Source organism: Actinosynnema sp. NPDC023587, from assembly GCF_040640215.1.
GTDB lineage: Bacteria > Actinomycetota > Actinomycetes > Mycobacteriales > Pseudonocardiaceae > Actinosynnema.
On the sequence record NZ_JBFABG010000012.1, the window covers coordinates 83,165 to 101,316 of the forward strand.

Here is an 18,152-nt window from a genome sequence, read left to right on the forward strand (position 1 = left end):
GGCTGGTCAGGGGCGCTGACGGACCAGGTCCACAACGGACCCGGTCGAGGTCGCGGCGGCCGGGGAACCACCGGCGGGCGCGAGCACCGGCCCGGGGCCCGGCACGCCGGCGCGAGCACCGCCCGGCCGGGTCCGCGCCGGCCGCTGCGCACCCCTCAGGACACAGCGACCGGCGAACCGCCGAGCGCCTCGGCGGGCCCGGTGACCGCCCCGGCGGGCCGCCCGACAACGGGGCGGCGCGGCGGGAGACGACCCCGCGGACCGTCACCGGGTGGTTCCGGGGGCGGTGGTCGTCCCACCCAGCTTGCGGCGCGGCCAGGACACCCGCACGTCCGCGCGCGGGCCGTCCTCGTCGACGGGCGCGCGCCGCCGGGGGTCAGCGCGCCGGATCGCGGTTGTACAGCTTCCGCGCCTGCGCGTAGCCGACCGCCGTGCCCAGCGCGCACCACCCGATCGCCCACCACGCGCTGTCCCCGACCGGCGTCCCGGCGAGCACGCCGCGCAGCGTCTCGATGATCGGCGTGAACGGCTGGTGCTCGGCGAACCAGGCCAGCCCCGGGGCCATCGAGCCGGTCGGGATGAACGCGCTGCTGATGAACGGCAGGAACTGGAACGGCAGCGAGAACCCGTTCGCGCCCTCGGGCTTCTTCGCCGCCAGGCCGCCCGCGACGGCCAGCCAGGTCAGTGCCAGGGTCAGCGCCAGCAGCACGCCGACCGCCACCAGCCACTCGGCGAACGACGCGCGCGGCCGGAACCCGATCAGCGCCGCCACCCCGACGACCAGCGCCAGGCTCACCACCGTGCGGATCGTGCTGCCCAGGACGTGCCCGGTCAGCACGGACACCCGCGAGATCGCCATCGTCCGGAACCGGCTGATGACCCCCTCGGTCATGTCGACGTTGATGTTCACCGCGGTGGCCGCCGACCCCGCGCCGACCGCCATCACCAGGATGCCGGGCACCAGGTAGTCGATGTAGGTCCCGCCGCCCACGGAGCCCACGATCGCGCTGCCGAACACGTAGACGAACAGCAGCATCATGAACACCGGCATCACCAGGCCGCTGATGGCCATCACCGGGTAGCGCCGCAGGTGCGTGAAGTCCCGGCGCAGCATGGTCGCCGAGTCGGCCAGGGTGTGTGCGCTCATCGCGCGGACTCCTCCGGGATCGCCCGCCCGGTCAGGGCGAAGAACACGTCGTCGAGATCGGGGGTGTGCACGGTCAGCCCGTCGGGCTCGACGGCGGCCCGGTCCAGCTCGTCCAGCAGGGCGCGCAACGACCGCACGCCGCCGTCGCCGGGCACCTGCAAGGTCAGCGCCTCGTCGTCGCGGCCCACCGGACCCAGCGCGCGGGCCGCCGCGTCCAGGGACCGGGCGTCGCCGAACCGCAGGCTCACGTGCCCGCCCGGCACCAGCTTCTTGAGCTCGTCGGAGGTGCCCTGGGCGACCAGCTCCCCGCGGTCCAGCACGGCGATCCGGTCGGCGAGCTGGTCGGCCTCCTCCAGGTACTGGGTGGTGAGGAAGATCGTCACGCCGGCCGAGGCGACGAGTTCCCGGATGATCTGCCACAGGCCGTGCCGGCTGCGCGGGTCCAGACCGGTGGTCGGCTCGTCCAGGAAGATCACCCGGGGGTCGCCGACCAGCGTCATGGCCAGGTCCAGCCGACGCCGCTGGCCACCGGAGTAGGTGGCCGCGCGCCGGGTCGCCGCGTCCTCCAGGTCGAACCGGGCCAGCAGCCGGCGCGCGATCCGCCGGCCCTCGCGGCGCGGCAGGTGCCGCAGGTCGGCCATCAGCACCAGGTTCTCCTCGCCGGTCAGCAGGCCGTCGATCGCGGAGAACTGGCCGGTCACGCCGATCACCGAGCGCACGCCGTCCGGGTCGTGGCGCAGGTCGTGCCCGCAGATGGTCACCTCGCCGGCGTCGGCACCGATCAGCGTGGACAGGATCTGCACGGCGGTGGTCTTGCCCGCCCCGTTCGGGCCGAGCAGCGAGAAGACCGTGCCCTCCGGGACGTCGAGGTCGATGCCGTCCAGCACGACCTGGTCGCCGAAGTTCTTGCGCAGCCCGGAGGCCGAGATGGTCATGGGTGTCCCTTGGGGGGTGAGGAGGAGGCGGGAGCCCGCCCGAAGAGGTCCGGGGCAGAGGGGTCCCGTGCAGGGAGTCCGGTGCAGGGGAGTCCGGTGCGAAGAGGGGCCGCGTGGAGGGCCCGCGCCGTGCTAGGCGGTGCGCATGTGCAGCGTGCGCACACCGGTCATGATCGGGGCCGGCAGGAACGTCGGCGGCAGTTCCGGGTCCACCCGCAGGGCGGGGAACCGGTCGAACAGGATGTCGATCGCGATCCGGCCTTCGAGCCGGGCCAGCGGCGCGCCGACGCAGAAGTGGATGCCGCGCCCGAAGCCGAGGTGCGGGTTGGGGTCGCGCCGGGCGTCGAACCGGTCGGCGTCGGCGAACCTGCGGTGGTCCCGGTTGGCCGCGCCCAGGGACAGCAGGACCATCTGGTCGGCGGGGATCTCCCGGCCGCCCAGCACCACGGCCCTCGTGGTGGCGCGGGCCATCGTGGTGAACGGGGTGAGGAACCTCAGCGACTCCTCGATCGCGGTCGGGATGCCCACGCGGTCCTCGCGCAGCCGCGCCCGCTGGTCGGGGTGGGCGTCCAGGCACAGCGCGGTGTTGCCCAGCAGCATGGTGGTGGTGATGTGCCCGGCGACCAGCAGGACCGTGGTGAAGTTGACCAGCTCGGTGTCGGTCAGGCGCTCCCCGTCGACCTCGGCCTGCACCAAGGCGCTGATCAGGTCGTCGCGCGGGTCCTTGCGGCGTTGCGCGGCGTGTTCCCGCAGGTACTGCGTCATCGGGGCGAGGCCCTCGTGCTGGGTCGCGAGGTCGGCCTCCAGCTTCTCCTTGTCGGCGGTCGTGGAGAACTCGTTGTTCTGCGCGAACAGCACGTCGACCCAGTCGCGGAACAACTCCCGGTCGGACGCGGGCAGGCCGAGCAGCTCCGCGATGACGATCACCGGCAGCGGATAGGCCAGGTCGTCGACCAGTTCCAGCGCGTCGCCCTCGACCCGGTCGAGCAGTTCGTGGGTGAGCGCGGCGATCCTCGGCTCCAGACCCGCGACCACCTTGGCGGAGAACCCCTTGGTCACCAGGTTGCGCAGCTTGCGGTGGTCGGGCGGGTCCAGGTCGAGCAGGTTGCCCGCGCTCGCCTCGGCGGGGACGTCGACCGGGAAGAGGTCGTTCACGTGGGCCGAGGAGAAGGTCTTCGGGTCGGCGAGCGCGGTGACGGCCTCGTCGTACCCGTAGACGTTCCACACCCCTCTTTCCTCGTCTAACACGACCGGTTCGGCGGGGCGTCGACCGCGTAGCCAGAACTGCTCGGGGTGGACGTCCCACCCGGCGGCGGCGCTGGTCATCGCTGTTCCTCCTGCTGCGGGGTGGCCCGGCGGACCACGATGTCGCCGAACCCGTTGCGCGCGCGCACCTCGACGGTGTCGGTGCCCCCCTCGGGCCCGGACGCGCTCTCCAGGGAGTTGTGCACCGCGCCCAGCACGGTCCGGACGTCCAGCCACGCGGCGGACCCCTCGCGGATGCCGACCTCCAGCCGGCCGGCGGCGGTCTCCAGCACGACGGTGCCGCGCACCACCTCGTCGATCCGCACGCTGCCGTTGGCGGTCTTCGCGGTGACGTCGCCGAGCGCCCGGTCCACCACGACGTCGCCGTTGGCGTTCTGCGCCCGCAGCTCGCCGGTGACCTCGCCGATCCGGATGCCGCCGTTGGAGTTGCGCGCGACGGCGCTGCCGGCGATGTGGTCCACGCGCAGGTCGCCCGACCCGGTGAGCACGTCGGCCTCGCCGGTGACGTGCCCCACCACCAGGTTGCCCATGGCGGTGCGCAGGTGCGTCGGCCCCGACCGCTCGACCTCCACGTCGCCCGCCGCGCTCTTGAACCGGAACTCGCCGAACCGGCCGTGCGCGTACAGGCTGCCCATCGCGGTGGTGCCCCGCACGGAGGACCCGTGCGGCAGGTGGATGGTGACGTCGACCGCGCCGCCCTTGGCGAAGAGGCCGCGCGACTTCGGCGACTTGACCAGCAGCCGGCCGTCCTCGAACTCGACGCGGGTCTGGTCGACGGCCCGGAGGTCGCCCTCGCGGGTCGGGTCCCCGGGACGCAGTTCGACGACGGTGTCGGTGCCGTCCCCGGCGGTGATCCGGGTCGTGCCCATCACCAGGTCGAGGGTGGCGGTGATCGGTCCGGGCGTGGCGAAAACGGGCATGGCTGTCCCCTGGTAGTGGGTCGGGAAGGTGTTTGTGCCGGTGGGAGGGTTAACGCACCCAGCCGGTGTAGCGCTGGCCGACGGTGTGGGAGGGCTGCCGGGAGACCGGGTCGAGGGCACTCGACGCGGCGCGCACCAGCCAGGCGTTGACCGAGATCCCGGCCCGGCCGGCGGCCTCCTCCACGCGGAGCTTGAGGTGCTCGGGCAGGCGCAGGTTGATGCGCGTCATCGCGCCGTCCTCGTCGACGGGCGGCGGGGGCGGCGGCGGGGTGACGTCGGGCGTCTCGTGGAACGCCGGCTCGGTGGGCGGCGCGGCGACCACGAACTCCGGGTCACGGCCCCGCAGGCGCACGTCGACCGAGCCGGGCGCGAGCTCGCGGGTGATCTCCGAGGCCGCCGTCGACAGCGCTTCGAGCAGGGTCAGCCGGGTCGCGGACTCGATCTGCGAGGTCAGGCGCTGGGTCAGCGCACCGGCTTCCGTCCCGACGGCCTCGGCGGCCGACGCGAGCTCGCGGCGCAGGTTGTCGACGAAGGGCGTGAGATCCATGGCACCACTATGGCAGTGGTGTGGTGCCATGGCAAGGGTTCGGTGGTGCCAATCTGTGCCAATCTGGCTCACGGTGGCACGCGATGGCGTTCGGGCAGCTCAGGGCCGGTCGGTCAGACCTCCCGGCGCACGTGCGTGCCGTCGCGGACGGTGCCTACGTACTCCTCGACCAGGTCCTCCAGCGCCACCACGCCGATCAGCTCGCCGTCCGCCGTCACGGCCCGCGCCAGGTGGCTCTGCGCCCGCCGCAACGCCGCCAGCGCCTCCTCCAGCCGGGCGCTCACCCGCACCTCCGGCAGCCCCCGGATCCGGCCGCCCGGCACCCGCGTGCCCGGGTCCGCGTCCGCCAGGTCCAGCACGTCCTTCACGTGCAGGTACCCGATCAGCCGACCGTCCTCGCTCACCGGGAAGCGGGAGAACCCGGTCGCCGAGACCACCGCCTCGACCTCGCCCATGGTCGGCCGGGCGGACACCGACGTGATCCGCTCCAGCGGCACCAGCACGTCGGCCACGGTCCGCTCGGCCGACGACAGCGCCTGCGCCAGCCTCCGGTGCTCGGAGTCCTCCAGCAACCCCTCCCGCCGGGACTGCGCGATCAGCAGCGCCAGCTCGTCGGGGGTGTACGCGGACTCCAGCTCCTCCTTCGGCGTCACGCCGACCAGCCGCAGCACGGCCGTCGCCACCACGGTGAACCCGTTGAGCAGCGGCGCGACCATCCGGCAGAACCAGTAGTGCACCGGCACCAGCCACAGCGCGGTCCGCTCCGGCCCGGCGATGGCCAGGTTCTTCGGCACCATCTCGCCCAGCACCGTGTGCAGCCCGACCACGATCACCAGCGCCAGCGCGAACGCCAGGCCGTGCAGCACCGCTTCGGGCAGGCCCAGCGCCCCGAAGGGGCCCTCCAGCAGGGCCGCCACGGCCGGTTCGCCCAGCGCGCCCAACCCCAGCGAGCACAGCGTGATGCCGAGCTGCGCGCCCGCGATCAGCAGCGGCAGTTCACGGCCCGCCCGGATCACCACCCGGGCCCGCGAGCTGCCCCGCTCGACCATCCCCTCCAGCCGGTCCCGGCGGGCGGTGATGATCGCGAACTCCGCGCCGACGAAGAACGCGTTGCCCGCCAGCAGCAGGAAGATCACCAGGACGCTCACCGCGCCACCTCCGCCTGCTCGACCCGGCTCACCTTGAGCTCGGCCACCCGGTGCCGGTCCATCAGCAGCACGGTGATCCGCCAGCCGTCCACCCGGATCTCGTCGCCGACGTCCGGGATGCGGCCCAGCCGGGCCAGCACCAGACCGGCCAGCGTCTCGAAGTCGCCGGTCGGCATCCGGAACCCGCTGGCCTCGAACACCTCGTCGTCGCGCAGCAGGCCGGACATGATCCAGCTGTCCCGGCCCAGCGCCCGGACCGGCGCACCCTCCCGGCGGTCGTGCTCGTCGCGGACGTCGCCGACGATCTCCTCCACCAGGTCCTCCAGCGTGACCAGCCCGGCGGTGCCGCCGTACTCGTCCACCACCAGCGCGGTCTGCAACCCGGACGCGCGCAGCCGGTCCAGCAGGGCGTCGCCCTCCAGCGTGTCCGGCACCGTCTGCACCGGCCGGGTCAGGGCGGACACCGGGGTCGACGCCCGCTGCGCCCTCGGCACGTTGAACGCCTGCTTGACGTGCACGATCCCGCGCACCTCGTCCAGGTCGCCGGTGTAGACCGGGAACCGGGAGAACCCGGTCTCTCGCGCGCGGTCCAGCAGGTCGAGCACGGTGGCGTCGGCGCGCAGCGACTCGACCCGCACGCGCGGGGTCATCAGCTCGCCGGCGGTCCGGTCGCCGAACCGCAGCGAGCGGTCCAGCAGCGTGGCCGTGCCGGCGTCGATCGTGCCGTGCGCGGCGCTGGAGCGGACCAGCGCGCCCAGCTCCTGCGGCGACCGGGCGGAGGCCAGCTCCTCGGCCGGCTCCACGCCCAGCCGGCGCACCAGCCAGTTCGCCGTCCCGTTCAGGCCGGTGATCAGCCAGCGGAACACCGCCGAGAACCCGGCCTGGATGCCCGCCACGGCCCGCGCGGTCTCCAGCGGCTTGGCGATGGCCAGGTTCTTCGGCACCAGCTCGCCGAACACCATGGACAGCGCCGTCGCCAGCGCCAGCGCGATGACCAGCGAGATCGGCCCGGCCACCGCGTCCGGCACGCCCACCAGGGCCAGCGCGGGCGCGACCAGCCGGGCGATCGCGGGCTCGGCGATGTAGCCGGTGATCAGCGTCGTGATGGTGATGGCGAGCTGCGAGCCGGAGAGCTGGAACGACAACGACCGGTGCGCCTTCTCCACCGTCTTCGCCTTCGCGTCGCCCACGGTGGCGACGTGCGATTCGACGGTGCTGCGCTCCAGCGCGGTGAGGGAGAACTCGGCGGCGACCGCGATGAACGTGCCGACGGTCAGCCCGAGGACGGCCACCAGGCCGAGCAGGCTGAGCAGGATCTCGCTCACCGGGCACCCCCCGTGGGGGCCGGGACTCGCGGACAGCCGGGTGTCGCACCCGGCTCGGTACTGTGACCAGGCGATTGCGCGTCGCGCACGGAAGAGTTCACTCCTCGAAGGGGTGGTCGGACTGCGGCGTCCAGTTTAGGGAGTCGACGCCGGTCGGCGCAGGCCGGTTCCACCGGGTGACGACGTGCTCGCGCGGAGTACCACCTCGCCGGCCACCCGGACGGTGCGCGGCGCGCCGCCGACCTCGCCCAGGACCAGCCGCGCGGCCCGTTCGCCCATCTCCTCCAGGGGCAACCGGACCGTGCTCAGGCCGGGTGCGAGGTCGCGCAGCGCCGGGATGTCGTCGAACCCGGCCAGCGACACGTCTTCGGGTACCCGCACGCCGTGCTCGCGCAGCGCCGCCACCGCGCCCGTCGCCACCACGTCGTTCACGGCGAACACGCAGGTGGCCCCGCTCTTCGCGGCGATCAGCCGGGACGCCGCCTCGTGGCCGCCGTCGCGGGTGAACCCGCCGTGCACCACGTGCGCGTCCGGCAGGTCGACGCCCGCGTCGGCCAGCCCGGCCCGGAACCCGGCCAGCCGGTCCCGCGCCACCAGCAGGCCGGGCGGCCCGGCCAGCACGGCGAAGCTCCGGTGGCCCAGCCCGGCCAGCGCGCGGGCCAGCGCCCGCGCGCCGCCCCGGTTGGCGGGCACCACGGCGTCCACGCCGAGCTTGGCCTGGGACACGCACGCCACCCGCCCGCCCTGGCCGGCGAACGCGGCCAGCTCCCGGGCCAGGTGGGCGATCGCGCGCCGGTCGGTGCCGCGACTGCCCGCGATCACCAGCGCCCGCGCCCGGTGCGCGCGCAGCGTGGTGACCAGCTCCACCTCGCGGTCCGGGGCCCGGCCCGTGGTGCCGAGCACCACGACCAGGCCCGCCCGCTCGGCGACCCGGGTCACCCCGGCCGCGATGCCGGAGAAGTAGGGGTCCGCGATGTCGGGCACCAGCAGGCCCACCAGCACGCTGCTGTCGCGGGCCAGGGCCTGCGCCGAGGCGTTGGGCAGGTAGCCCAGCCCGCGCGCCGCGCCGGCGACCCGCTCCCGCAGCTCCTCGCTCACCCGGCGGGTGCTCCCGTTGAGCACGCGGGACGCGGTGGCCAGGGAGACCCCCGCGTGCTCCGCCACGTCCGCCAGCGTCACCTGCCGCGCGGTCACCGACGTCCCCTTCCGGAGCCCACTCCCGGGCACCGCCTCACGCCCCGGGACGACCGAGGGTAGCCGCCCGCGCGATCGGCGGTGGTCGGATTTCCACGACCGGGAATCCACTGGCGCACACGGTGTTCGGGTGGGCGGCGGGCGGGCACTGTAGCGGCAGCGGGCAGCGGCGGTGGGTGCCGGAGTCCGAAGATCACCAGGACGAGCGGAGTCCGCGGCGATCGCCCCGGGACGCGGGACCCTTGGCGGGGCCGGAGTCGCGGACGACCTGCTCGCGGACCCGGGCACCCACCGCAGTACCCGCCTTGGCCGCTGAGGAGAAGAATCTTGACGAAACTCGTAGCAACGGTGACCGCCGAGGGCCCCGGTCAGTGGTGGAGCACCTTCGACGTCTCCCGGATCACGAACGTCGACGGCTCACCGCCGGTCGCGGACGAGTTCCTCCTCCTGAACTTCAAGTCGCCCGCGCCCGCCGGCAAGGACAACGTCAACGTGACCCCCTGGGTCGAGGCGACGCTCGACATCGTCAACAAGAAGATCGGGGACGCGCTGTACGACGTCACGATCAAGGTCGTCCCGGTGCAGCCGCCGTACCAGCCCGGCCAGGCTGTCGGGATCAAGATCGGCGTGGCGGGCGACCTCCGGGGCGAGGCCGCGACGAAGTACCTCGACTCGTTCCTGCTGTACGCCGACGAGGAGCCCGTGCTCAGCGGCACGGCGGAGGTGGCGGTCGCGGCGTGTCCCGACGAGGTGCTCGCCGGCGTCCCGGTCGAGGTGGGCTTCACCCAGGGCGAGGTCGTCATCCGCCCCGAGCTCGCGTTCGGCACGACGCGGGACGTCGCGCTGCTGCCGGCCGGCACCTACGCGGTGAGCGCGAAGCCGGTCGCGACCGAGGGCGAGACCGTCGCCGCGCCGGTCGTCCTGTCGACCACGTCCGTCACGGTCGCCCCCGGGCAGACCCAGTCGCTGTCGGTGGGGTTCGGCCCGGTCGTGAGGCACGGCGCGCTCGACGTGACGATCTCGCGCGATCTTGAGGCCGAGCTCGGCACGGAAGCGCTCCCCGTGCGGGTCGTCGACAAGGACGGCGGTGCCGTGCTCAAGGAGTTCACCACCCAGGTCGGTCGGACGACGCCCGTGCGCGGCCTGCCACCGGGGCTCGACGTCGAGGTCCGCCTGTCGACGATCACGGTCAACAACGTCGAGTACACGTTCAAGCCGCAGGACTTCACTCTCGGGGTGCCGGTCGCCAAGGCGCACGTCGACTCGTCGTCCGTCACGCACAAGCCGGTCGACACGACGGGGTTCATCCCGCAGCAGGTCGTGGTGACGGCCGAGGCGGCGCTGTCCCGCGAGTTCCTGGTCCGCTTCATCGGCACCGGCATCACCTACGCGGCGCGCCTGGCCGTCGCGACCGGCCCGGTCGAGTTTCCCCACGTGCTCAAGCCGGGCCGGTACGCGGTCGCGGTGGAGAACTTCCTCGACAACGGCACCGTCTACCCGGTGAAGTCGGAGGTGACCGAGTTCGACGCCTCCCCGACCACCCCGCTGAAGATCGGCATCACCACCGGTGCCCACCTGCTCGTGCCCGGCTTCCCGGCGTTCCTGTCCTTCGGCGCGTGCGCGGACCTCACGCCGGGCAACGTCGCCGACTTCGCGGCGGCGCGGGCGTCGTCGATCTTCAAGTACGCCGGCGTCGACGGCGCGGGCGACGACGACCGCTTCCTCGACGACGACACCGCGACCAGGCGGACCATCGACACCGCGCGCGACATCGAGAAGGCCGTCGGCGGCGGCCACCACGTGCTGCCGGTGATGATCTCCTACACCTGCAACCTCTCGCTCGGCGACACCCAGGCGATCCTCCTCGACGCCGACCGGCACATGCACAGCTACGGCAACTACATCCTGGCGCTGTCCATCGCCCGCGACAAAGCCGATCCGGCCCACCCGGTGGCCGCGGCCTTCGTCGTCAACCCCGACTTCCTCGGTGCCTGCCAGCAGGAGAACCTGCCCACGACGGGGAGCCTCCCGAAGGGGACGGTGCCCGTGCGCAAGCCACTGGAGGACGCGATCCGCCACGCGGTGGCGAAGGGCTGGCTGCCGGCGCAGCTCGACATCCCCGAGAGCATCACCGAGGACATCAACGGCTACGTGCGCAGCGTCAACTGGCTGACCCGCGCCGTGGCGGGTACCGCGGTGTCGTTCGGCTGGGTGAGCAACCTGTGGGGCGTGGGCGCGTCGAACTGGGTCTACCTCGACGGTGACGTGACCGAACAAGCCCGCAGCACAGCCGATTACACGCTGGCGGCCGGGACGTTCGACCGCGACCACGCCGCCGACTTCCACGCGATCGACCGCTACGAGGCCGACGACCTCACCGAGCGCGCGTACCGCAACGGCTACTGCTACGGGCCGCGTGAGTGGGTCCGCTACTACCAGTTCTGCGCGGCGGTGGGCGAACGCCTGAAGCAGCCGGTCATGCCCTGGCAGATCCCGGCCAGCCGGCTGCCCGCCACGACCGACGCGGTCGGCACGCCGATCAGCGACGACGCGTGGGGCACCGGCGGCAGCTACCTGTTCGGGCACCCGGAGATCGGCGACGACGTGGCCAACGTCAACCCGGCGGTCAGGGACTTCGCGCTGCCGGCCACGTTCCCCGCCCCGTACACCGGCAAGCCGGTCAGCGCCCTGTTCACGCGGCAGCCGTTCGACTGGAGCGCCCCGGCCTACGGGGACTTCCCGCTGCGCGGCATCTTCTCGGTGCTGCTCGGCGGCGGCGCGACGACCGGCATCGTGGGGGGCGTCGGCCGGACGGGGGCCTGGACCGCCGCGAAGACCACGCGGTACCTGGACCACCCGATCCCGCTCACCACGAGCGAGGCGCTGGTGCCCGAGCAGTACACCCCCGCCGCGACCCCGGAAACCGTTCTGATCGCCGGCTCCTGACCGCCCGACGCCTGGTCCCCGCCGACCCGACACGTCGGGCCGGCGGGGACCAGGCGTCGACGACGTGGGTACCCGCTCCGGTGGCGCGGGAGTGGGGGCCGGTCGTGGACGGCGGCCACGACCGGCCCCCTCCGCGCCCCTAGCGGGGCAGTTCCCATCCGGCCGCCAGCAGGCGCAGCGTGCTGATGGACGGGACGAGGGCGTACAGCGCGCCCGTCGTGCGGACGAACCTCTGGAACGTCAAGGTCGCGCACACGTCGGAAGTCTCGACGCGGGCCTCTCCCGCGCCGCCGATCACCGGGTCCGTCCCCGTCGGGGAACCGTCCTCGCCGCCCGCGAAGTCCGGGTTCCCCGCCCACACCCGTTGCTGGAACTCGAACTGCTCGCGGATCGACGTGCAGTGCGCCACGAACACCAGGCCGCGCTCCGCGCGCGGGTTCTCCTCGTGCGGCGGGCCGAACGGGATGCCCCGGCGCAGGATGCGGCGCTGCCGCGCGTCCCGGAACGTGAACGACCTCGGGTTGGTCTTGCGGATGTGCGCCGGGCACGGGGTCAGCGCGCCGCGCGGGTCGCGGGCGTAGTCGAAGTCGTTGCGGTCCGGGCCCAGGCCCAGCGCGTCGTCCCGCGGCCCGGCCAGCGGGCGGCCGTCCTGGTGCCGGCCGATCAGCAGCGCGCCCAGCTCCGCGGGCGTGGTGCCGGTGTCGGCCGCGTGCCGCCCGACCGCCCGGTTCCACCCGGCCACGTCCTGGGTCAGCCTGCGGATCACCTGGATAGACCCGTCCCGCAGCCAGCTCGCGGTCTTGCGGCTCTCGTCACCGCGCTCGGTGTCGTAGCCGAACACGAACTCGCCCGCGTTCACCAGCAGCGCGCCGGCGTGCCCCAGCCGGTGGCCGGGGCGGTGGCGGTCCTCCTCGTGGAAGTCGCGCACGCCGGGCTGCGAGATGCCGTCCTTGTAACCGAAGTGCTCGTGGCCGCGCCGCGCGCCGGGCAGCGTCGCGCCGTGCTCCTGGTGCACCCGGACCACGCCGAGCAGGTCGTCCAGCAGGTCCAGCAGGGTGTCCACGGCCCGGAGCCGCTCCCCGGTGTCGGAGGCGAGCGTGATCACCGCGTGGATCCGCTGCCCCTCGCGCCCGAACCGCCACTCTTCCGGGTCGTCGCCGGTGACGTCCGCCCGAGCCTCCGCGCCCTGCCACAGCTCGGGATCGCGGTCGCGGAGGTCCTCCTCGACCGCCGTGGGGTTGATCGCGAGCTTGAGCAGGCCGGCGGGGGTCAGCGACAGGTTCGTCCACGTCGCCTGGAGCGTCTTCGGGTCCGCGCCGAACAGTGCGCGGCCCAGCGAGAACGCCTCGTTGAAGTCCTCCACGTCGGCGGTCACCGAGATGTGCCCCAGCATGGCGGCCAGCCACGTCCGGCCCAGTTTCGCGTCGGTGAACCGCACGAACCGGAACTGCTGGTGGTCCTTGTTGAAGGCGGCCAGGACGTTGCCCTGGATCTCCCGCGAGCCGCGCAGCGGTGGCCGCAGGCCGCGCTGCTCGGCGTGCAGGTGCAGCAGCTCGGACATGTCCGAGACCCCGTTCCCCCGAATCGTCGTGTACTGACAAGACGACGCAGAATCCCCGTGGATACACGGGCGTGCGGTGCCCGTTCGGAGGGTAGGCCCTCGGTCTCGCCGCCCACCCGGGCGTCCACCACCGCGACACGGGCGGAAACCGCTGGTAGGAGGAGCGCGGGGGAGTCACGGTCACCTCGTCGTGCGCCGGCGCGGGCGGGTGGGTTTCACCCGGTCGGACCCCGCGAGCCACGCCGTTCGTCGGCTCGCGGGGACCACGTCAGCCGCCGTTGTACGCGCGTCCCGGCCGCGCCCGGTAGCCGCGTGGCCGGGACGCGGCGATGCGCAGCGCCGAGTCGTACAGGGTGCGGCCCAGCGCCGCGCGCGCCCGCAGCGCCGGGTGGGTGGCGCTGTAGTCGTCGGCGGTGACGGCCTGGTCGCCGGTGAACCGGCCGGAGGCGAACAGCGCGTACGTGATCACCGGCTCGCCCGCCGCGCCGAACACGATCCCGGCCTCGTTGCGGCCGTCCTCGCACCAGCCGGCCTTGGTCGCCACGTTCAGCCGCTCGGCCGACGTCAGCCCCAGCCGGATTCCGTCGGTGAACGAGATCGGCGACCGCAGTACGGTCAGCAGGTGCGTGGTGGACGCGGCCGACAGGAGTTCGCCGTCGACCAGCTTCCGCAACAGCGTGAACGTCTCGCGCGGCGTGGTCGTGCCGAGGAAGAACCGGTCCGGGTCGGCCGCCGGCACGACCCGGGTGTGCGCGAAACCCTTGTCGCGCAGAATCCGGTTCACCTCCACCGCCGGGCAGACCAGCCCGGACAGCCGCACCGCCGTGTTGTCCGAGACGGTCAGCAGCGCGGCCAGCGCGTGCCCCACGGTCACCGACGACGGGTACGCGCCGTCCAGGCCGAAGATGCCGTCGGCGGCCCGGATGACGATCTCCTCGGTGACCTCCACCCGCCGGTCGAGCGTGAGCAGGCCGCGATCGACCTGGTCCAGCACGGCGACGGCGACCGCGACCTTGTTCACGCTGTACGCCTCGACCACCCGGTCGGCGTCGTCCTCGACGGCGGTCCCGAGCACGCCGTCCGGGTCCGCCACGCCGATGAGGGACGACCAGGTGCCGCCCGCGCGCCGGGTCTCCCGCCGGTACTCGCGCGCGATCCTGCGCCGTGCCCGGTCCGCTGTCGTCGGGATCAACGCCCCCCACTCCACATCGCTCTCCTGCGCCTGCCCGGTGCCGGTGGTGTCCACCTGCGGTTGATGTCCGTGTGCCCGGTCCCGGTGGCTGTCGACCGGACCACGCCGCCACCCGGGTCCGCGATCGCCGCCGACCGGTGCAGGGCGGTGCGTTGATCCAACCAGCAGTAGCCTGCGGTCATGGGCGAAGGGGTATTCCTCATCACGGGGGCGTCTCGCGGCATCGGCCTGGCCACCGCGCGACTCGCCGCCGAGGCGGGGTATCGACTGGTGTTGACCGCGCGGGACGTCGACGAGCTGGCGGTGGAGGCCGCCGGGCTGGGCGGACCGGACCGGGTGTGGGTGACGTCCTGCGACGTGCGGGTGTGGGAGCAGCTCGCCGCGCTGGTCGGCCGGGTCGAGGAGGAGTGGGGCCGGTTGGACGTGGTGTTCGCCAACGCGGGCTCCAGCGTCGTGACCTCCTTCACGTCCTCGAAGGGCGCGCCGCCGTCGGAGTGGAGCGACATGGTGCTGACCAACGTGTGCGGTCCGGCGTTCACCGCGCGCGCCGCGCTGCCCGCGCTGATCCGGTCCGGCGGGCACCTGGTGCTGACCGGCTCGGCGGCCGGGCGCGGGGTGCGGCCGGGCAACCTGTACGCGGCGACGAAGTGGGCGGTCACCGGCCTGTCGCAGGCGATCCGCGCGGAGTGCGTCGGCACGGGCGTGCGGGTCACGCTGGTGCAGCCGGGGCTGACCGACACCGGTGGCATCCCGGAGTCGCGGCGGGCCGATCCGAAGCTCGCCCCCGAGGACGTGGCGCGGGCCGTGCTCTACGCGGTGTCCCAACCCGCCACCGTCGACGTCAACGAGATCCTGGTGCGGCCGGTGGGGCAGGACGCCTACCGCTGAGCCGCGCGGCTGCCCCGGCCCGCCGGCCAGGTCCGCCACCCGTCCTGCCGACCGCGCTTGACCTCGACCAAGGTCGAGGGAACAGGCTGGTCGCGACGCCGGCGAAGTCGGTGGAGCGGTGGACGAGTGGCAGGGGGACTGCGTGCGCGCGGTGTGGTTGACGGAGTTCGGCGGGCCTGAGGTGCTGGTCGCGGGGGAGGCCCCGGAACCGGTGGCGGGCCCGGGGCAGGTGCTGGTGGCGGTCGCGTACGCGAACATCACGTTCGTCGAGACGCAGTACCGCGCCACCGGTCGCGGACCGTTCGGGATCGAGCCGCCGGGCATCCTCGGCAACGGGGTGGGCGGCGTGGTGACCGAGGTCGGTCCGGGTGCGGACGCCGGCCTGGTGGGGCAGCGCGTGGTGACCTCGACCGGCGGATCGGGCGGCTACGCGGAACGCGTCGCGGTGGACGCGTCGGGCGTCTTCGCCGTGCCGGACGGCGTGCCGCTGGACACGGCGGTCGCGTTGCTGGCCGACGGCCGCACCGCGCTGCTCAACCTCCGGGCGGTCGGTCCGGTGGCCGGGCAGCGGGTGCTGGTGCTCGCGGCGGCGGGCGGTGTCGGCACGCTGCTGGTGCAGTTGGCCGGTGCGGCGGGCGCGGCCGTCGTCGGCGCGTCGGGCGGCCCGGACAAGCGGGATGTCGTCCGCGCCCTGGGCGCGGACGACGCGGTCGACTACCTGCGCCCGGACTGGGCGCGCCGGGCCGGGCCGGTCGACGTGGTGTTCGACGGCGTCGGCGGACCGCTCGGGCGGGCCGCGTTCGAGCTGCTCCGGCCCGGTGGCCGGATGTCGAGCTACGGCTCGGCCAGCGGCGAGTGGGCCGCCGTCGACCCCGACCGCGCCGCCGCGCGCGGTGTCGCGCTGGTGCCCGGCGACCGGCCCGCGCCGCAACTGGTGCGGGAACTCGTGCGGGAGGTGCTGGGCCTCGCCGCACGACGCGCGGTCCGCCCGGTGATCGGCCGGCGCTTCCCGCTCGCCGACGCCGCCGCCGCGCACGCCGCCATCGAAGCCCGGTCCACCGTCGGCAAGACGCTGCTGGAGGTGCGGTGACGGACATCGGCATCACGCTGCCCGGCTTCGGCCACGACGTCATCGCCCACGCCCAGCACGCCGAGGGCCTCGGCCTGGAATCGCTGTGGCACGGCGACCACCTGATCCCCCTCACCCCGTTCCTGGACAGCACCCTCGTGCTGGCCACCGCCGCCGCCGTGACCAGCCGCATCCGGCTCGGCTTCGGCGTGATGGTGGTGGCCCTGCGCCAACCCGCGTGGACCGCCAAGCAGATCGCCACCCTGCAACACCTCTCCGGCGACCGGGTGCTGCTCGGCGTCGGCAGCGGCGGCGAGGCGCACGGCGAAGCCGCGTGGCGGGCGGTGGACGTGCCTTTCGCGCAGCGCGGCAAGCGCACCGACGCCGTGCTCGACGTGCTGCCGGGTCTGGTCCGGGGCACGCCGGTCGGCCTGCACGGCAGCCAGGTCGTGCTGTCGCCCGGCGCGACGATGCCGCCGGTGCTGGTCGGCGGCGGCGGCCCGGCCGCGCTGCGCCGCGCCGCGCGCTACGGCGACCACTGGTACCCGGCGTTCGTGCCGCGCGCCGGGATCGCGGCCGGTGTCGCCCGGTTGACCGAGCTGGCCGAGGAGTTCGGCCGGCCCCGGCCGGGCGTGACGGTCGGCGTGAGCGTGGCGCTGGGCGACGTGCCGGCGGCGCTGGTCGAGCGGCGGATCAAGGGGATGACCGACTACGGCGTGTCCGAGGAGGCCGCCCGCGAGGTGGTCGTCACCGGTTCGCCCGCGCGGGCCGCCGAGCGGTTCGCCGCGCTGGCCGAGGCGGGCGCGGACCGGATCGTCGCGATGCCGTTCACCGAGGACCGGTTCCGCCAGGCCGAGCTCGTCGCGGCGGCTAGCGTGGCGGGGTGACCGGACAACTACGGCAAGTCAACGGTGTGGAGCTGTGCGCGGAGACCTTCGGTTCGGCCGACGACCCGGCCGTGCTGCTGATCGCGGGGGCGACCAGTTCGATGGACGGCTGGGAGGGGGGTTTCTGCGCGGGGCTGGCCGCGCGCGGCCGGTACGTGATCCGCTACGACCACCGGGACACCGGCCGGTCGGTGGCCTACCCGCCCGGCGAGCCGGGCTACTCGTTCCCGGAGCTGGTCGAGGACGCGGTGGGCGTGCTGGACGCGTTCGGCGTGGACCGCGCGCACGTCGTCGGGATGTCGATGGGCGGGGCCATCGCCCAGCTCCTCGCGCTCGACCACGCGGACCGGGTGGCCACCCTGACCCTGTTCGCGACCAGCCCCGCCGGTCCGGAGTCGGCCGACCTGCCGGGCGTCACCCCGGCGCTCGCGGCGCACTTCGCGGCGGGCGGCACGCCGGAGCCGGACTGGTCGTCGCGCGACTCGGTGGTGGCGTACCTGGTGGCGGCGAACGGGCCGTTCCGCGGTCCGCGCCCGGTGGACGAGGACGCCGAACGCGCGCGGGCCGGCCGGGTGTTCGACCGCTCGCCGAACATCGCGTCGTGCGGCAACCACCTGCACACCACCGGCGGCGAGGACTGGCGTCCGCGCCTGGGCGAGGTGGCCGCGCCGACGCTCGTGGTGCACGGCGACGTCGACCCGCTGTTCCCGGTGGCGCACGCGCGGGCGCTGGCGGCGGAGATCCCGGGGGCGTCGCTGCTGGTGCTGCCGGACACCGGGCACGAACTGCCGGCCGGGGTGTGGGGTCTGTTCACCGACCGCCTGGTCGAGCACACGGCGTGATCACCGGTCGGTGATCGGCGGCGACCGAACTGCCCGAGGGGGCGCGGGAAGCAGGGGAGTCGCTCGTGGCGGCCGGCCCGCGCCCCTCCGCGCCGCCGGTCGTTCCCGGTTGGGCTGAACCGTTCGCGGCACGCGTGCGTATGTCTCGGAGTAGGTGGCATCGCCACCCGCCAGGTCGGGCTGACCTGGCCCTACTCGTCCTGCGCCGACCTCGGGCCACGGGCCGCGGCACGTGCGGTGAACTGGCACCGCACCCTTGACTGGTATAGACCAATCAGGTTGAGT

The 18,152-nt window shown here is 74.0% G+C and carries 15 protein-coding genes; 5 read left to right on the forward strand and 10 right to left on the reverse strand.

Going from position 1 to position 18,152, the window contains the following annotated elements; genetic code table 11:
- Positions 1 to 376: 376 nt before the first annotated feature.
- From AB0G01_RS27135 to AB0G01_RS27170, 8 genes are all read right to left on the reverse strand, one after another.
- A complete protein-coding gene (locus AB0G01_RS27135) occupies positions 377 to 1,147 on the reverse strand; it encodes an ABC transporter permease (RefSeq protein ID WP_360950683.1) in 771 nt (256 codons plus the stop codon).
- Positions 1,144 to 2,082 carry an ATP-binding cassette domain-containing protein gene (locus AB0G01_RS27140; RefSeq protein WP_360950686.1) on the reverse strand — a complete coding sequence of 313 codons (939 nt, stop codon included), beginning with the start codon at positions 2,080 to 2,082 and terminating at the stop codon, positions 1,144 to 1,146. The genes AB0G01_RS27135 and AB0G01_RS27140 overlap by 4 nt, the downstream gene beginning before the upstream one ends.
- A gap of 132 nt (positions 2,083 to 2,214) precedes the next feature.
- Positions 2,215 to 3,408 (reverse strand): cytochrome P450, encoded by a 1,194-nt coding sequence (locus AB0G01_RS27145; RefSeq protein WP_360950689.1) that lies wholly within the window; start codon positions 3,406 to 3,408, stop codon positions 2,215 to 2,217.
- Positions 3,405 to 4,268, reverse strand: a complete 864-nt coding sequence (locus AB0G01_RS27150) for a DUF4097 family beta strand repeat-containing protein (protein ID WP_360950692.1) — start codon at positions 4,266 to 4,268, stop codon at positions 3,405 to 3,407. Before AB0G01_RS27150 ends, AB0G01_RS27145 begins: the two co-directional genes overlap by 4 nt.
- A 49-nt stretch (positions 4,269 to 4,317) precedes the next feature.
- On the reverse strand, positions 4,318 to 4,815 hold the full coding sequence (locus AB0G01_RS27155; RefSeq protein WP_360950695.1) for a hypothetical protein: 498 nt from the start codon (positions 4,813 to 4,815) through the stop codon (positions 4,318 to 4,320).
- Positions 4,816 to 4,928: 113 nt separating this feature from the next.
- Positions 4,929 to 5,963 carry a hemolysin family protein gene (locus AB0G01_RS27160; protein ID WP_360950698.1) on the reverse strand — a complete coding sequence of 345 codons (1,035 nt, stop codon included), beginning with the start codon at positions 5,961 to 5,963 and terminating at the stop codon, positions 4,929 to 4,931.
- Positions 5,960 to 7,288, reverse strand: a complete 1,329-nt coding sequence (locus AB0G01_RS27165) for a hemolysin family protein (protein WP_360950701.1) — start codon at positions 7,286 to 7,288, stop codon at positions 5,960 to 5,962. The genes AB0G01_RS27160 and AB0G01_RS27165 overlap by 4 nt, the downstream gene beginning before the upstream one ends.
- A 135-nt stretch (positions 7,289 to 7,423) precedes the next feature.
- A complete protein-coding gene (locus tag AB0G01_RS27170) occupies positions 7,424 to 8,482 on the reverse strand; it encodes a LacI family DNA-binding transcriptional regulator (RefSeq protein WP_360950704.1) in 1,059 nt (352 codons plus the stop codon).
- 327 nt (positions 8,483 to 8,809) lie between these two features.
- Between AB0G01_RS27170 and AB0G01_RS27175 the strand changes: the two genes are divergently transcribed.
- Positions 8,810 to 11,428 (forward strand): hypothetical protein, encoded by a 2,619-nt coding sequence (locus AB0G01_RS27175; protein ID WP_360950707.1) that lies wholly within the window; start codon positions 8,810 to 8,812, stop codon positions 11,426 to 11,428.
- 139 nt (positions 11,429 to 11,567) lie between these two features.
- On the opposite strand, the gene AB0G01_RS27180 is transcribed toward AB0G01_RS27175, so the two are convergent.
- Positions 11,568 to 12,989, reverse strand: coding sequence for a Dyp-type peroxidase (locus tag AB0G01_RS27180; protein WP_360950710.1), 1,422 nt, complete (start codon positions 12,987 to 12,989; stop codon positions 11,568 to 11,570).
- A 268-nt stretch (positions 12,990 to 13,257) separates the two neighbouring features.
- On the reverse strand, positions 13,258 to 14,235 hold the full coding sequence (locus AB0G01_RS27185; RefSeq protein WP_360950713.1) for a serine hydrolase: 978 nt from the start codon (positions 14,233 to 14,235) through the stop codon (positions 13,258 to 13,260).
- Positions 14,236 to 14,361: 126 nt separating this feature from the next.
- On the opposite strand from AB0G01_RS27185, the gene AB0G01_RS27190 reads away from it, so the two are divergent.
- The 4 genes from AB0G01_RS27190 to AB0G01_RS27205 all read left to right on the forward strand — a co-directional run bounded on the left by AB0G01_RS27190 (position 14,362) and on the right by AB0G01_RS27205 (position 17,867).
- Positions 14,362 to 15,069, forward strand: coding sequence for an SDR family oxidoreductase (locus AB0G01_RS27190; RefSeq protein ID WP_360950716.1), 708 nt, complete (start codon positions 14,362 to 14,364; stop codon positions 15,067 to 15,069).
- Between the two features lie 142 nt (positions 15,070 to 15,211).
- Entirely contained in the window at positions 15,212 to 16,159 is a 948-nt protein-coding gene (locus AB0G01_RS27195) for a zinc-binding dehydrogenase (RefSeq protein ID WP_360951063.1), read from the forward strand.
- Positions 16,156 to 17,025: an LLM class flavin-dependent oxidoreductase gene (locus tag AB0G01_RS27200; protein ID WP_360950719.1), complete on the forward strand. Its 870-nt coding sequence runs from the start codon at positions 16,156 to 16,158 to the stop codon at positions 17,023 to 17,025. Before AB0G01_RS27195 ends, AB0G01_RS27200 begins: the two co-directional genes overlap by 4 nt.
- A complete protein-coding gene (locus AB0G01_RS27205) occupies positions 17,022 to 17,867 on the forward strand; it encodes an alpha/beta hydrolase (RefSeq protein WP_360950722.1) in 846 nt (281 codons plus the stop codon). Before AB0G01_RS27200 ends, AB0G01_RS27205 begins: the two co-directional genes overlap by 4 nt.
- The last annotated feature ends 285 nt before the right edge of the window (positions 17,868 to 18,152 follow it).